Below are 14,898 nucleotides of genomic sequence, written 5' to 3' on the forward strand. Positions count from 1 at the left end.
GTTATAGGTTTTACTGTCCATAGTTGAAACTTAGGTATTATTTAATCTTACTCTGACTTCATTACAGATCTTCGTCGCTTAATGAAAAGGTCACTCAATGATAACTGATCATCAAGCCCTTTAAGTGACAGCGCCAACGTAAGAGCAGCAGAGCAGATTTTGTTAAGTATCTATAACGACTAATTAATTTCTCATATATACTGTGTAGTTCGTTCTAAGGTTAATAGCAACTCAAAATACATATAAAAATGATTGCACCAATAGCGACCTATGACTATGTTTTTGCTCTAATTTAGGTAAAAAGCTTGGCAATCGCTTGTTTAACCGTATCCTACGCATAGTATTAAATAATAAGATCATCAATATAGTTAGGCTCACCACATAAATGGCATCATCTTTTGTAACGTCGAGCATGTTTCGATTTTGCTTCCCTTTAGTCCTGTTAACAATTTTGCTCGTTGGTATGGACAACGTCATTCTCGTGACGGACTCAAATTTAGGGTTTGCTAGCAACCTCCCTTACATTTTATTGAGCGTTGCGGTTCTGCTATGCCATACGTTCAGACAAGGTCGAATGGCGATGGTATCGGTGACCATGCTTGTCGCTTATCTGATCATCCAAGTTCGCTTACAAACGCCTCTCAATACTGGCACAACGCTATTAGAGCTCTCGTTACTTGCGGCATTAGTACCTGTCACTTGCTTACTTGTTTATGCCTTCCCTGATAACGGCGTAAACTCAAAGTCGATGCTGCTCTACGCCATCGTTCTTGTTCTGTTTATGGTGTGGGCACAATTGATCGTCTCTCACTTCCATGCCGGCGGTTTTGAATCATGGAGTGATGGTCTTCTATTTATTGTCAGAGACTTCTCCAAACTGCCTTTTGTTTTAGTGCTGTATAGCCTTTGCTTGCTTGGCCTTACTGCCATTCTCGTGTTGGTGTATAACCGCTCTATCGATGTTGTGGTTTATAGCGCTATCCTGCTTTCTTCTTGTACGTTCATCTTCTTCGATATTCAGTACATCTCGAGCACCATGTTCTCGCTGTCAGGCACGTTGATCATCGTCTATGTGATGTCTGCTAGTCATGATATGGCCTTTAATGACCAACTGACTAACATTCCAGGTCGACACGCCTTAGAAGTCGATATGAAGCACTTGGGGCGTAAGTATTCGATGGCGATGGTCGATATCGATCACTTTAAGCAATTCAACGACACCTACGGACATGACATTGGGGACGATGTGTTAAAACTGGTGGCACGCATTCTGAGAGAAACCACAGGCGGCGCTAAAGCTTATCGCTATGGTGGTGAAGAGTTCACGATTATCTTCAAAGGCAAACATTCGGAACAAGTTAAAGAGCACCTTCAAGCTCTGATTTCCGAGGTTCAAAACTACGACATGACGATTCGCAATAGTCACGAGCGCCCTGACGATCATGAAGTGGGGATGAAAAAGCGTGGTAAGAACGGCAAACCATCGGAAGTGGTGAATGTGACGGTGAGTATTGGATTGTCTGACAGTACAACCACCAGACATCCTGAAGAGGTGTTGAAGCTTGCTGACCAAGCGCTGTATAAAGCGAAAGAAACCGGTCGAAACAAACTGTGTATTGACCGTTAACAATAGTTGATAGCGAAAGATATTGAGTGCTAGAGATCTAAATAGCTTAAGCCATTAATAGCGATCTGCTTCAATAACTATCACTTCCAAGTTCAACGAGCCTCATTGATTTGAGGCCGTATGGGCTTAACTGGAAAAAAGAGCTTAATCTTGGTTGAAGAATATAACCAAGCTGCCACCTTTTAAGCTACTTCCGTAGTTAATCGTAAAACCTATTCCCACGTTATCGACCCACTCATTAAACAGGTTTGGGTTAAGCAACCAACCAACACTGCCCTCGTAGTAAGATGTGGTGCCCATAGATGCCACGGTGTCACCACCAATATCAATTCGTCTTATACTCGAGTACATCGAAGTGATGTTCTTATCCCAACGCACGAGATCATAGAAAACCTTGGCTTCATTGGCGATATACCACCCTTCAGGATGACCGACATTGCCATTATTCGCCTCGCCCCAGCCGATGCCATTAAAGTAATGCCAACTGGTGCTCAATTTATACTTTCCCCAGTCATTCTTATCTTCGTACATCAGCTTGATTTTAGGCTCGATGATGTAAGCCCAAGCATCAGTATTGAGATATACGCCATCCAGTTGGTCTTGAATAGGCTTTAGCAACGAAGCGCGATATTCATAATCATTGCGGTAGTAAGAGATGTGGTTACCGATTGCAGAGCTGAAGCTCCAATATTCGTCTAGCTGGGACACATTCGCGAATTCGACGTAGCCAGACACTACCGACTCTTTTTGAAAATCGTTTCTGTTTGCTGCCGCGTACTCGACATCGTTCTCGATTCGCAATGCAGACAAGCGTAGCGTCACCTCTTGATGGTTGTCTTCGATGTAACTTGGTAATTCAAATGTGTAAGGCAAACTCAGGGAGGTGATGTTTTGGCGACGACTTACCGAATCATTCGAACCGATGTCTTCATTGTCCAAACTAAACACTTTATTGGGGTCAAAGTTATTGATACCAAAAGTGAAAACATCGGTGTCGTTGAGCAATACACTGGTGGCAAAGCTCTGCTCTAGATCCTTTCGAAAAAGATCAGATAGCGTATTGGCATTAACAGTGGTCGCCAAAGCGGTAAAAAATAGAGGAACCGCAAGCGTCCAAGATGTGTTAGTCATAGAAAATGACTTCGAATGTGGCATTTCTTTTATCACTTAAAGCACTTCCTAGCTCAAACGCTATTAGAAGTATAAATTCAAATATCTAAAAGAGCTCGCCAACTAACGCGCAAGCTCCAAAATGTTACGTTGTACAAAGGTATTTCTACCACTTTGCTTCGCTTGATAAAGCGCTTGATCGACCTTTTCGTAAATAGACGCAATAGATTCGCCACCTTCTGGCACAAATGACAACACACCTTGTGACGCTGTCACTCTATCCGATACCGTTGAGTGTTCATGAGCGTAGTTCATCTCATGCAATGCCTCTTTAACTCGAGTCGCGTGTACCTTAGCGCCTTCACTGTCTGTGTCGCTAAGAATCAGAACAAACTCTTCACCGCCATAACGACCTACAAATTCTCCCGCACGAACAAACAGCTGTTTCAAGGTATTAGCAAGCCCTTGTAAGCACTTATCCCCTTGAATATGACCATAATTATCGTTGTAAGGCTTAAAGAAGTCTACATCTAGAAGTATGACTGTCATGGATATATTACGTCTTCCGTGCCACGCTATGCTCTCTTCAAGCTTAGTATCCATATATCGACGGTTATACAATTTGGTCAGGCCATCTTCGTTGGCTTGTTGCTGCAGAAGGATGTTCAGTTCTTCGAGTTTGGCTGTGCTTTGTTTTAGCTCTCGTCTCATGTGCGCGATACGTTGCATCGCAATCAGCTTAGAATTCAAAACAACCTTGTTTACTGGCTTGATCAGGTAATCATCGCCACCAGCGTCAATCGCTTTTGCGATCATCTCAGGTTCTTCGTGACCACTAAGAAAGATGATGGGAACCCATTCTGGGAATCGGCTTCGAACCTCATTCGCCACTTCAAAACCATCCATATCAGGCATGCTGATATCAAGTAACACGAGTTCAGGATCAAAATCAGAATAAACACTCAGGGCTTCTTTTCCGCTACCGACAGCTTCTACAATATGACCCAGTTGCTTGAGTCGGATAGCAAGTTGCATCCTGTCTAGTTGAACGTCATCAACCAGCAATATGCGCATTGAAGATCCCTTTTCTATCATCACATCACCTTTATCTAGTGTCGAATATTCAAAGTAGCTCAAATTTGGGCTTAAATCATGCCCTAATCTCTATATTATATTGACTTTTTTACAGATCTTTTTAGCATTGTTTCTTTTTAAAGAGAAATACTATGTCAGACGCTACAAACAACGAACAACAAGAAATCGATTTAACCACCATCTCACCAGAACTTCGTCAAGTTATCGAATTTGATGGCGTACCAAAAGAGATGCACTTTATGGTTACTTCTATTCACGAAGTGTCTGAAGAAGCAGTACGCGAAGCTTGGGATAGTCTTCCAGCAAGCGCACAAAATGTTTTAGACAACTTCGAGCAGTTCCACGCTCTAATCTCAGTTAGCCAAGCTTTCGCTGGTGTTAACGTGATGGAAGAGTTCCCTACTCTTAAACTTCCAGAAGACATGTCTGACGAAGAAAAAGAAGAGTACCGTGCTCAACTGCTAGACCAAGTTCTACACAACTGTGTAAAAGACATGGTTAAACAAATCAAGAAAGCTCGTCGTGATGCAATCTTGAAGCGTGATTTCAAAGAAGTTTTTACTAAGTAAGTCGCTAGTCGCCTAAACTAGGCTAAGCGCTAACAGTACTACTTAGAATTAAGCCGCATGTTTCTTTAAACACGCGGCTTTTTTATATCCGCTATTTTCTGTTCGTCGATCGTTACGTCTGTATGTTCTTGTTGCTAATGTTCATATGATTCGACAAATCATATGCTTTAACACTCATATAGTGTGGCGCAAAACTGGCAGTTATACCGTATAAAAATGACGCATGTATCCAATCATGGAATCAAGACCGAATTTTCAGAACCTATAACAGGCAGTATCGCGACAATATCGAAAAGCAAACCTTCTCAGGTTTAATGCGTTACCGCGATATCTCTTTGAGCGACACTCACACCTTTAATTTGAGCGTAAACACGCTGCCCGATTTCTAGATTTAACTCATCCAGCGCCCACAATGTAATGGTTGCCCATAGGTAGCACCCAGACTCTAACTCTAGCTCGACCTCGACACTCTGCTTATTTGTGCCTTGTTGGTGCGTCTCTACGCTTTTAATGGTCACTGGAAGGATGTTACGTATAGAAGTCCCTTTCGGCCGTTCTAGCGTGATAGAGACATCATTTGCCCTAACTTGCAGCCTCACTGTCGTACCAAGCTCACTCGATACTTTCTGAACCCATAACGACGTCGACTTTCCTAGCATCAGGCGAGACAGCGCATAATCGTCATTGTGTTCCGCTAATGTCGCTTCAAACAACGAGCTTTGCTCTGAGAAAGATTGCCAAGGTTGCATGGCTCTCGATGCCCAAACCTCTTCCGTCACACCCGACGAAATCACTTTGCCTTGGTCAATAATCACAAGGTGATTTGCCAAGCGTAAAATTTCATTGAGGCTATGAGTGACATAGATGATCGGTATTTGGACGGTTTCGGATAAGTTTTCCAGAAATGGCATCACTTCGCGCTTACGAGGCAAGTCGAGAGACGCTAAAGGCTCATCCATCAACAAAATGCTCGGCTTTGATAACAAAGCGCGGCCAATCGCCACACGTTGCTTCTCACCGCCAGACAAACGAGCTGGGTATCGGTCAAGCAATGAACCCAAAGACAACAGCGAGACTATTTGCTCAAAGTGCGCTTGATCGACGCTTTTCATACCGTATTTAAGGTTCGCTGCCACCTTCATATGTGGAAACAATCGCGACTCTTGGAACACATAACCGACGTTGCGTTTGTGAGTCGGCAAATTAATGCCATTTTCACTATCGAACAGTGTGGTTCCAGATACGCTGATCAGACCTTTATCGGGCTGTTTAAGGCCACTGATTGCATTGATAAGTGAGGTTTTACCCGCGCCAGAACGACCAAAAATTGCCGTAATGCCGCTACTTGGTAATTCCAAGTCGATATCAAAGAACGTTTCACCAAGTTGTTGTTGATATTGGAGGATCAAAGCACTCATGCATTGCCTCCCAAGCGTTGTGCTGACTTTTTGTTGAGCCACTCAGATAGCATCAATGAACCCAGCGCTATCACAATAGAAATGACACACAAACGCGCGGCTTCCATTTCAGCGCCAGGGGTTTCAATAAAAGTATACATAGCCAAAGGAATGGTTTGAGTTTCACCGGGAATATTTGAAACGAAGCTGATGGTCGCGCCAAACTCCCCTAGGCTTCTTGCGAATGAAAGCATGGTGCCGGTAATGACCCCTGGGATCATCAAGGGTAAAGTGATCGTGAAAAACACACGAAGAGGTGAAGCGCCTAATGTAGCAGCCGCCTCTTCAAGCTTACTGTCTACGGTTTCTAGGCTCAATCTAATAGAGCGAACCATCAGCGGCAACGCCACAACCACACAAGCGAGTGCCGCGCCCTTCCAGCTAAAGCTGAATACAATACCAAACACGTCATTGAGCCACGAACCTATGATACCTTGCCTGCCCATCATCACTAGCAGTAAATAGCCAATAACCACAGGTGGAAGTACCAAAGGTAAATGGACAATACTCTCAACAATGCTCTTACCTACAAATTGTTTCTTAGCAAGTAGCCATGCTAAGCCAATACCGATAGGGATAAGCCATAAGATTGCAAACCCAGCGACTTTTAAGCTCAGCATTAAGGCTTGGTATTCGTATTCCGATAAATACATCATTTAACGCACTTCAAATCCAAAACTGTTCAAGGTGTCTTTCGCTTTTTCGCTCTTTAGGAAAGTATAGAACTCTTCTGCCACAACTTTATCACTCAACTTCGCTACAGGGTAACGTATTGGTGTGTGCAGATCTGATGGGAAGGTCGACACTAGGTTTACTTCTTTAGAAAGCAACGCATCCGTTTTGTAGACAATGCCAAGCTTAGCTTCACTGCGCTCGACTAAGGCTAAGGCCATACGAACATTGTTACTTGGTGCCAATCGAGTTTTCACATCGTCCCATACACCTAACGTTTCTAACGCTTCTTTTGCATAGATACCAGCAGGAACCGACATGGTGTTACCCACTGCAAGCCTTTCATTAGTAAGAAGTTTAGCCCATTGTTCACCTTTTGATAGGTCTAACGTTACCGATGTCTCTTTAGGAGCAATCAGCACCAGTTCGTTTTCACATAGGTTTGTGACATTGTCACTATAAACCAATTTACGATCGACTAAATGCGTCATCCATTTCTCATTTGCCGAGATAAAAATGTCTGCTGGTGCTCCTCTTTCGATTTGTCGCACCAAAGACGATGTACTCGCGTACACAGGAATCACATCGACAGAATGGTCTTTCTCAAACTCTTCAACCAACAGATTAACCGCATTGGTCATCGACGATGCAGCGTAAACTCGTAGCTTTTCCGCAGCAAAAAGATGACTAGAACTCAATGCCGAAGTTAAAGCCATGGTTAAAAGGAAGACTCGCTTTTTCATTGTTATCACTTATCTATTGTTCGTTTAAGTTCTTTAGCTAACTTCTAAATGGCGGCTTAAGCTGTTAACTCTGGCCAATTAACTCTGGCCAAAGCAGATCAAGATTTAAGTACTCTTCGATGGCATCAGCGATTCGATTAATACCCAGCTCTTTAAGCTGTTCGTGGTCAATCGCGGTCACATCGTTGGCTCCTGCCCATTCGCAAATAAGCGACAACGCATCACTGTTGTCGAATACGCCATGCAAGTAAGTACCAAAAATCGAGTTATCTTGATTCACAGCGCCATCTAGGCTGCCAGATTCTAACTGAACCGGTAAGGCTGTTTCTTTGACATCAGTCCTACCTACGTGGATTTCATAACCTTTTACTTGTGCTGTTTTGCCATCCAGCGTCATGGTGCCGCGTACGTTGGTTAAGGTTTTCTGCTGTGTAAGGGTCGTTTCAGTATCCAGATACCCTAACCCTTCGCTGCTGCCGGGTTCCCCTTCAACGCCATCAGGATCGTGGATGATGTTACCTAACATTTGGTAGCCACCGCAGATACCCATCACTTTGCCGCCTAAGCGCAGGTGGCGTTGAATATCTTTATCCCAGCCTTGTTCTTTTAGGTAATCCAAATCTGCTCTTACCGACTTTGTACCCGGCAAGATAATTAAATCAGCATTGTTTACACGTTCGCCTTTACCGACATAACGTAAATCAATCGAAGGATTCAATCTTAACGCGTCAAAGTCTGTATGGTTGCTGATTCGGGTTAGCACTGGCACCGCCACCTTAAGCTTAGCTTCTCCGTAAGACTCTTGAGCAGAGGTAATGGCATCTTCCGCTTCTAAGTTAAAACCATGCAGATATGGCAAAACACCAATGACTGGCTTGCCGGTTTTTTCCTCTAGCCAATCTAGGCCAGATTGAAGCAGTGCGATATCGCCTCTAAAACGATTTATCACAAAGCCTTTTACACGAGCTTGTTCAGATTCAGACAATAGAGCTAATGTCCCGTAGAGATGCGCAAAAACGCCACCACGGTCAATATCAGCAACGATGATCACAGGGATGTCCGCTTTCTCAGCAAATCCCATGTTAGCGATATCATTTTCACGAAGATTGATTTCGGCTGGGCTCCCCGCACCTTCAATCATCACGCTTTCATATTCTTCAGAAAGTCGGTCAAACGAATCGATAACTGTATCCATCGCCACTTTCTTGTAATCATGATAACCCGTCGCTTCCATGTTGCTCAGCGCTCGGCCTTGCAGAATCACTTGCGCGCCGGTATCTGAATTAGGCTTTAACAATACAGGGTTCATGTGAACGGTTGGCTCTATATTGCAAGCTTGCGCCTGAACCGCTTGAGCGCGACCAATTTCGCCACCATCTTTTGTCACAGCACTGTTCAACGCCATGTTTTGTGGCTTAAAAGGTGCCACTTTGATTCCTTTCCTTGCCAAAACACGGCATAAACCTGCCACCAAAACACTTTTTCCGGCATCTGACGTTGTCCCTTGAACCATAAGGGCACTTAATGGTGCTCGCATTTGTACTTAAATCCTTAATTTCTTAATTTCTTAATTTTCAATTTATAGCAGTGGGCAATATTTCTCTGCGACCATCTTAACGTCATTGCCGAGTAGATGCTCAATAAAATGAATGGAAAATGAATGTGTTACTCACTCTGGATTCAACCCCAGTGTTGTTTAATAGCTCCATCGAAACGAAGCTTGTGAACGATAACAGGCGCTTCAACAAAAAACGTACTAACGAAAAGAAACGTTTCAAATTCAGAAAAACGTTTCTACTAAAAACAACATTAAGGGATTCACCATGAAAAAAACTGTATTAGCTATCGCATCTACTATTATCCTTGCTCCTACTTTCGCAATGGCTAGTGACCACAACAGCAACAAGCACGAAAGCGCTATTGCTTATACTGGCCCAATTGAAACCGTTTCTGTTGCGACACTACTTGCCGACACAAGCATGTTCGCAGAGCAAGAAGCAATTGTGGATGGCAAGATCGTTCGTCAACTTAAGAATGACACGTTTGTCTTCTCTGATGGCCAGAGTGAAATTCAAATCGAACTGGATGATGATATCCGCCTAGCACAACCACTGACCGCTGATACAAAAGTTCGTATCTTCGGTGAATATGAAGGTGGTAAGACACCTGAAATCGAAGTGGACCACATCCAGGTTCTATAAGCGATTAATATAAAAATACCGACTTCAAATAATTGGCCTGCATATTGCAAGCTTTTTTGTATTATACTGCCGCAAAATACAATTTATATGGAGTCACCATGCTAGGTTGCACGAATAAGACTGTCCTTTTAGGACTCGCTGCACTGTGTTCATTCTCTGCGTCTGCAAACAACTTTAACTACAACACATTCGAGCTGCGCATGGGTACTAGCCCAAGTACTTTCGGTGGTGAAGTCACAACAATGTTCACTCAGAACTCTCATTTTGTTGCTCGTATCGATTCAGAATTTGAAAGTGATTGGGATGCAGCGGTAGGTATGGGATTCAACGGCCCAATCAGTCAATTTGCTGACGTTACTGGCCAAATGTTACTGCACAACATTGAACGGAATGACGATAACCACATCAAAACAGAAATTAACCTTGGCTTGAGAGCTTGGTTAATGGCAAACGTTGAAGTTAACGCACGCCTTGGTCAACTGATCGACAACGATGACACTCGTTCAATTTTGGGTATCGGTGCTCGTTTCCATTCAACTGATCAACTGTCTGTTGGTCTTGATATGCGCAATAACGGCACATATGGCCACCAAATCTTAATGTCGGCTCGATTCGGATTCTAATCTAGATTTCAATTACTGAGTAATAAATAGCTAAACGTATTACATAGAAAAGCCCCGAACATATTAATGTTCGGGGCTTTTTTGTTTGTTAGTTTCGCTGGCTTTTAGTCGTTCACGACCTGAGCCAGCGACTTGCTTTATAAGCTAACCATCAGCATCTTTTTCTGGTGATCTAAGTACTCTTCATAAGTACCTTGGAAGCTCACTAGCTGTTGATCTTTTACATCGATGATGTGTGTTGCTAATGAAGAAACGAACTCTCGGTCATGGCTTACGAAGATAAGCGTGCCAGTGTAAACCTTCAACGCGTCGTTCAGGGCTTGGATTGCTTCCATGTCCATGTGGTTGGTTGGTTCGTCCATTACAAGCACGTTGATGTCTTGCATCATTAGCTTGCCGAATAACAGACGGTTCTTCTCACCACCAGAACAGTTACGCGCTTTTTTGTTCGCATCGTCAGCAGTAAACAATAGGCGACCTAGAATGCCACGTACCATAAGGTCATCGTGCTTCACTGTGCGCCATTGTGAGATCCAATCGAAGATGCTCAGGTCGTTATCAAAGTCAGACGTACTATCTTGTGGGCAGTAGCCTACAGATGCGTTTTCAGACCATTTTACGATACCTTCGTTTTGCTCTAGCTCTTGAACTAGGCAACGTAGCAGCGTGGTTTTACCTACACCGTTCTCACCGATAACCGCAAGACGAGTACCCGCTTCAAGCAGCAAGTTACCACCGGCAAACAATGTTTCGCCATCGAAGCCGTGACCAAGGTCTTGAAGTTCAAGCGCTTGACGGTGTAGTTTCTTACCTTCGCCAAAATCAATAGATGGGCTCATACGGCTCGATGATTTCACTTCATCAAGCGTGATCTTATCCATTTTCTTGGCACGAGAGCTTGCTTGTTTTGCTTTAGATGCGTTAGCACCAAAACGGTTTACGAAATCTTGAAGCTCGCTGATTTCAGCCGCTTTCTTAGCGTTGCTTGCTAAAAGCTGTTCACGAATCAAGCCAGATGCTTCTAGGAAGTACTCGTAGTTACCAGGGTAGACACGTAGCTCACCGTAGTCGATGTCTGCCATGTGTGTACACACAGAGTTCAGGAAGTGTCTATCGTGCGAAATGATGATCATTGTACATTTACGCTGGTTTAGCTCTTCAGCAAGCCAGTTGATCGTGTGAATGTCCAAGTTGTTGGTTGGTTCATCAAGAAGCAGGATATCTGGGTTTGCAAACAGAGCTTGTGCCAATAGCACACGCAGTTTCCAACCTGGAGCTACTTGCTGCATCAAGCCGAAATGGAACTCTTCTTCAATACCCGCTTGAATTAGGATGTCGCCAGCACGGCTTTCTGCTGTGTAGCCATCCATTTCCGCGAATTCACTTTCAAGTTCTGCGACTTTCATGCCGTCGTCTTCGCTCATTTCTGGCAAAGAGTAAATGCGGTCACGTTCTTGTTTTACTTCCCAAAGTTTTCTGTCGCCCATGATCACAACGTCGATAACGCTGTACTGTTCGAAAGCGAACTGATCTTGGCTTAGCACACCCAGTTTTTCTCCTGGAGTGATAGAAACGTTGCCCGAGCTTGGCGTTAATGCGCCACTTAGGATTTTCATGAACGTTGATTTGCCGCAACCATTAGCGCCGATCAAACCATAACGGTTGCCGTTACCAAATTTAGCAGAGATGTTTTCAAACAGCGGCTCTGCGCCAAATTGCATTGTGATGTTCGCGGTAGATATCAAAGAACTAATTCCTAAGCGTGTACTGACAGATAATTATTAGGCTATTTCAAGAACCTAAATAAGAAGTACGAAAGTATGGATTAAACAAAAATCGAAGCGCGGATTATATAGAGATCTCGATCACGTTGTCGAGGCTAAACAGTAAACGAATAGTAAACATAGACCATTTAGATGCTTTTCATACGTTATGGGGTGTAAATAAAAAAATCCCCACCAGCAGAACTGGTAGGGATTTCATTTATCAACACTAAAAGTCTTTTAAGCTCGTCACCTTTGAAACTATAGCTCTTCAAAACGAAAAGCTTTGATGACGAGCAGAACTTGTTATTTAGTAATTTTCTTCTGAACGTATTTTTTGCTCACGTCGACAACCGCAACATCTCTAAAGAAGCTTCTACCCAACAGAAGTGGGAAAGAAAGATGCGTTCGGTCGGCTAGCGTAAATTCAGTTTTGTCTTTTAGATCGCCAATTTGAATCGAAGCTACAACCACAGCGCGTCGTTGTGTGCCTTCTGCGCTTGATTGCTTGATCTTAACCCAGCGTTCTACTGGTAAGCTGATCTCTTCAGTTGTAATTCCGTCGTGTTCAATCTTGAACTTAACCCAGTCTTTGCCGTCACGTTCAAAATCAACAATATCAACTGCACTGATTGAAGAGGTTGTTGCACCGGTATCGACACGTGCTTTAAACGCTTCTTTTAAACCAGGAACAAACACCCACTCTTCTTCACCAAGAATCAGTTTGCCGTCACTTGTTTTTCTAACCTTCTCTACTGGTTTTTCAACAGGTGCAGGTTTTACTTCCGGCTCAGTTGGTTTTACTTCTTCAGGCTTCTCAGTAGGTTCCGTTACTTTCTCGCCTTCTGTTGCGTCAGTTTTTGAAGAGTCATCCACAACAGGTTGTTCGATTTGAGGCTTTTGCTCTGGCTCAACAGGAGCTTGAGTTGTAGCCGAACAAGCAAACAGGCCACCACTTAGCATTAAAACTACAATCGCTTTCCAATTATACATTCAGTCACCTTCTATTTTGAAACGTTTGCTATCGCTTTTGCTACATAAGGAATATGAGATTCGGAAAGGCCTGCGATATTGATGCGTCCATCACCAACACCATAGACTCCATATTCTTCACGTAATTGATTCATTTGAGTTTCTTTAAAGCCTAGTACACTAAACATGCCTTTATGGCTTTCAATGAAGTCAAACTGTGACGTGTTATAAGTATTTCGCAATTCATCACATAAACTTTGGCGCAGATTTAACAAACGTTGCTGCATTTCACTCAATTCTTGCTTCCAAATCGAGGTTAGCTCTTGATTCTGAAGAATTGTTTTAACCAAAGCTGCACCATGATCTGGCGGCATTGTGTAAGTTGAACGAGCAAGCGTTAGAAGCTTACCTTTAGCATTGCCAACGTGTTCGCTGTTTTTGCCAATCACGATAGCGGCACCCGTTCTTTCTCGGTATAAACCGAAGTTCTTCGAGCAAGATGTCGTAATCAACATCTCTTCGACGTTGTTAGCCATGTGTTGAAGACCTTTTGCGTCTTCTTCTAAGCCATCACCAAAGCCTTGGTAAGCAATATCAACGAACGGCAAGAAGCCATTTTTCTGCGATAGTTTGGTAATTTCCTGCCACGCCTCAAAGTCGATATCCGCACCCGTTGGGTTATGACAGCAACCGTGCAGTAGTACCACATCTGATGGACCCGCTTTTGAAAGGTCATCCAACATTCTTGCAGTATCAACTTGCTTCGTTTCAGGACTGAAGTAATTGTAATATCGAACTTTTAAGCCTGCCGCTTCCATCACCGGTTTGTGGTTAACGTAGCTTGGGTTTGAAATCCAAACCGTGGTGTCTGGTTGAGAAACTTTCATTAAGTCACCCAACATGCGAAGTGCACCACTTGCACCCGGTGTTTGAATCGCAGCTACGCGATCCATTGCAGAAGTCCCTTTAAGCAGCAGATCAACCATGCTCTGGTTAAACTCTTCACAGCCTGCTAGGCCAACGTAAGCTTTGGTTTTCTGCGTTTCAACAACGATATCTTGAGCCATAGAAACGGCTTTCATGATCGGAGTTTCGCCTTGATCGTTTTTGTAAACGCCAATGCCTAAGTCGACTTTATCAGTACGAGTATCGCCGCGGTAAGCAACAGAAAGAGATAGAATTGGATCTAAAGTTGGTTTTGGTAGATGTGAAAACATGAAAGTCACAACCCTTTGAAATTCAAGTAATGGCCTCCAAGTTATCATTTTATTTACAATTTAAGAAACAGAAATTCATCAAAGTTTTGATTTTTAGGAGATAACTCTAGTTGAGACTGGTGCAATCTAATATTCCCTATTCCATATAGTTCAATATTCAATCAATTTACAAATTTAGAACGTCATAAAATAAAAAAGCCTCAACAGAGAAGCTGAGGCTACTAATTTGCACTAATGTAGGTTGACGTTAACTAACGAAAGTCTACTAGAGTCGGAACCGATGAATAATTTGGTTTGAACTACCACGCCAATCCAACATTGGATCCGCTTTATCTTGCTCAAAACGACCATCAATCAAAGTATCAACATATTCAAGTACTTGCCTCTGCTTTTCGTCGAGTTCGTCGAGCTCGTAGCCCGTCCACATCCAGATGTCTTTGCCTTCACATTCTGCTTTTACACGCTGAACAAGCTTAAGCACTTCAGATACATTTGCAGGATGAAGAGGATCACCACCTGAAAGCGACAAGCCACGACGCTTGATTCGTGGATCATTGAGATCAGCGATAATGTGGTCTTGCAGCTCTTGAGTAAACAAATGCCCGGAGTCCAACCTTTGCGTCGATTGGTTATAACACCCGCGACACTGGTGTACACAACCCGACACAAACAAAGTGCAGCGTGTTCCAGGGCCATTTACAACGTCGATTGGGTGATATTGGTGATAATTCATAAGGCAGTATTGAAAACTCGTGATTACTTAATAGTTTGAGAAGATGTGTTGTAAAAGCTGAAACGAAAGAATTGGTATCGACATAACGCCGATACCAATCATATTTCTTGAAACGT

At 43.3% G+C, this 14,898-nt stretch carries 14 protein-coding genes; 4 read left to right on the top strand and 10 right to left on the bottom strand.

Going from position 1 to position 14,898, the window contains the following annotated elements; all coding sequences use genetic code 11:
- Positions 1–385 precede the first annotated feature (385 nt).
- On the top strand, positions 386–1,627 hold the full coding sequence (locus AB6D06_RS11830; protein WP_065584948.1) for a GGDEF domain-containing protein: 1,242 nt from the start codon (positions 386–388) through the stop codon (positions 1,625–1,627).
- Between the two features lie 144 nt (positions 1,628–1,771).
- Here AB6D06_RS11830 and AB6D06_RS11835 read toward each other — a convergent pair whose 3' ends face one another.
- Entirely contained in the window at positions 1,772–2,782 is a 1,011-nt protein-coding gene (locus tag AB6D06_RS11835; RefSeq protein ID WP_029235232.1) for a Solitary outer membrane autotransporter beta-barrel domain, read from the bottom strand.
- A 78-nt stretch (positions 2,783–2,860) separates the two neighbouring features.
- Positions 2,861–3,811 (bottom strand): diguanylate cyclase, encoded by a 951-nt coding sequence (locus AB6D06_RS11840; protein WP_017060107.1) that lies wholly within the window; start codon positions 3,809–3,811, stop codon positions 2,861–2,863.
- A 152-nt stretch (positions 3,812–3,963) separates the two neighbouring features.
- Between AB6D06_RS11840 and AB6D06_RS11845 the strand changes: the two genes are divergently transcribed.
- Positions 3,964–4,401, top strand: a complete 438-nt coding sequence (locus tag AB6D06_RS11845; RefSeq protein ID WP_017060108.1) for a DUF3069 domain-containing protein — start codon at positions 3,964–3,966, stop codon at positions 4,399–4,401.
- A gap of 311 nt (positions 4,402–4,712) precedes the next feature.
- On the opposite strand, the gene modC is transcribed toward AB6D06_RS11845, so the two are convergent.
- The 4 genes from modC to AB6D06_RS11865 form a co-directional block, all read right to left on the bottom strand.
- Positions 4,713–5,819: a molybdenum ABC transporter ATP-binding protein ModC gene (gene modC / locus AB6D06_RS11850; RefSeq protein ID WP_017060109.1), complete on the bottom strand. Its 1,107-nt coding sequence runs from the start codon at positions 5,817–5,819 to the stop codon at positions 4,713–4,715.
- A complete protein-coding gene (gene modB, locus AB6D06_RS11855; protein ID WP_017060110.1) occupies positions 5,816–6,514 on the bottom strand; it encodes a molybdate ABC transporter permease subunit in 699 nt (232 codons plus the stop codon). Before modB ends, modC begins: the two co-directional genes overlap by 4 nt.
- A complete protein-coding gene (gene modA / locus AB6D06_RS11860) occupies positions 6,515–7,273 on the bottom strand; it encodes a molybdate ABC transporter substrate-binding protein (protein WP_017060111.1) in 759 nt (252 codons plus the stop codon).
- A gap of 64 nt (positions 7,274–7,337) precedes the next feature.
- Positions 7,338–8,810, bottom strand: coding sequence for a cobyric acid synthase (locus AB6D06_RS11865; RefSeq protein ID WP_372110294.1), 1,473 nt, complete (start codon positions 8,808–8,810; stop codon positions 7,338–7,340).
- Between the two features lie 286 nt (positions 8,811–9,096).
- On the opposite strand from AB6D06_RS11865, the gene AB6D06_RS11870 reads away from it, so the two are divergent.
- Both AB6D06_RS11870 and AB6D06_RS11875 read left to right on the top strand, forming a co-directional pair.
- Positions 9,097–9,474 (top strand): YgiW/YdeI family stress tolerance OB fold protein, encoded by a 378-nt coding sequence (locus AB6D06_RS11870; RefSeq protein WP_048608277.1) that lies wholly within the window; start codon positions 9,097–9,099, stop codon positions 9,472–9,474.
- Between the two features lie 98 nt (positions 9,475–9,572).
- Positions 9,573–10,097: a hypothetical protein gene (locus tag AB6D06_RS11875; protein WP_017060115.1), complete on the top strand. Its 525-nt coding sequence runs from the start codon at positions 9,573–9,575 to the stop codon at positions 10,095–10,097.
- Between the two features lie 137 nt (positions 10,098–10,234).
- Here the strand turns inward: AB6D06_RS11875 and AB6D06_RS11880 are convergent, their stop codons facing one another.
- The 4 genes from AB6D06_RS11880 to nrdG all read right to left on the bottom strand — a co-directional run bounded on the left by AB6D06_RS11880 (position 10,235) and on the right by nrdG (position 14,782).
- Complete coding sequence (locus tag AB6D06_RS11880) at positions 10,235–11,842, bottom strand: ABC-F family ATPase (protein ID WP_080582218.1); 1,608 nt, start codon at positions 11,840–11,842, stop codon at positions 10,235–10,237.
- A gap of 324 nt (positions 11,843–12,166) precedes the next feature.
- On the bottom strand, positions 12,167–12,853 hold the full coding sequence (locus AB6D06_RS11885; protein WP_017069095.1) for an ATP-dependent zinc protease: 687 nt from the start codon (positions 12,851–12,853) through the stop codon (positions 12,167–12,169).
- An 11-nt stretch (positions 12,854–12,864) separates the two neighbouring features.
- Positions 12,865–14,049 carry an amino acid aminotransferase gene (locus tag AB6D06_RS11890; RefSeq protein WP_017060118.1) on the bottom strand — a complete coding sequence of 395 codons (1,185 nt, stop codon included), beginning with the start codon at positions 14,047–14,049 and terminating at the stop codon, positions 12,865–12,867.
- Positions 14,050–14,314: 265 nt separating this feature from the next.
- Positions 14,315–14,782 carry an anaerobic ribonucleoside-triphosphate reductase-activating protein gene (gene nrdG / locus AB6D06_RS11895; RefSeq protein ID WP_017064571.1) on the bottom strand — a complete coding sequence of 156 codons (468 nt, stop codon included), beginning with the start codon at positions 14,780–14,782 and terminating at the stop codon, positions 14,315–14,317.
- Between the last annotated feature and the right edge of the window lie 116 nt (positions 14,783–14,898).

It is taken from the genome of Vibrio sp. 10N.239.311.G01, assembly GCF_041465805.1.
Taxonomy (GTDB): Bacteria; Pseudomonadota; Gammaproteobacteria; order Enterobacterales; family Vibrionaceae; genus Vibrio; species Vibrio crassostreae_C.

Bases quoted from the DNA above. Each gene is read 5' to 3' on its own strand.
- AB6D06_RS11830 (WP_065584948.1), top strand. From the start codon at position 386: ATGGCATCATCTTTTGTAACGTCGAGCATGTTTCGATTTTGCTTCCCT.
- AB6D06_RS11835 (WP_029235232.1), bottom strand. From the start codon at position 2,782: ATGCCACATTCGAAGTCATTTTCTATGACTAACACATCTTGGACGCTT.
- AB6D06_RS11840 (WP_017060107.1), bottom strand. From the start codon at position 3,811: ATGCGCATATTGCTGGTTGATGACGTTCAACTAGACAGGATGCAACTT.
- AB6D06_RS11845 (WP_017060108.1), top strand. From the start codon at position 3,964: ATGTCAGACGCTACAAACAACGAACAACAAGAAATCGATTTAACCACC.
- modC (WP_017060109.1), bottom strand. From the start codon at position 5,819: ATGAGTGCTTTGATCCTCCAATATCAACAACAACTTGGTGAAACGTTC.
- modB (WP_017060110.1), bottom strand. From the start codon at position 6,514: ATGATGTATTTATCGGAATACGAATACCAAGCCTTAATGCTGAGCTTA.
- modA (WP_017060111.1), bottom strand. From the start codon at position 7,273: ATGAAAAAGCGAGTCTTCCTTTTAACCATGGCTTTAACTTCGGCATTG.
- AB6D06_RS11865 (WP_372110294.1), bottom strand. From the start codon at position 8,810: ATGCGAGCACCATTAAGTGCCCTTATGGTTCAAGGGACAACGTCAGAT.
- AB6D06_RS11870 (WP_048608277.1), top strand. From the start codon at position 9,097: ATGAAAAAAACTGTATTAGCTATCGCATCTACTATTATCCTTGCTCCT.
- AB6D06_RS11875 (WP_017060115.1), top strand. From the start codon at position 9,573: ATGCTAGGTTGCACGAATAAGACTGTCCTTTTAGGACTCGCTGCACTG.
- AB6D06_RS11885 (WP_017069095.1), bottom strand. From the start codon at position 12,853: ATGTATAATTGGAAAGCGATTGTAGTTTTAATGCTAAGTGGTGGCCTG.
- AB6D06_RS11890 (WP_017060118.1), bottom strand. From the start codon at position 14,049: ATGTTTTCACATCTACCAAAACCAACTTTAGATCCAATTCTATCTCTT.
- nrdG (WP_017064571.1), bottom strand. From the start codon at position 14,782: ATGAATTATCACCAATATCACCCAATCGACGTTGTAAATGGCCCTGGA.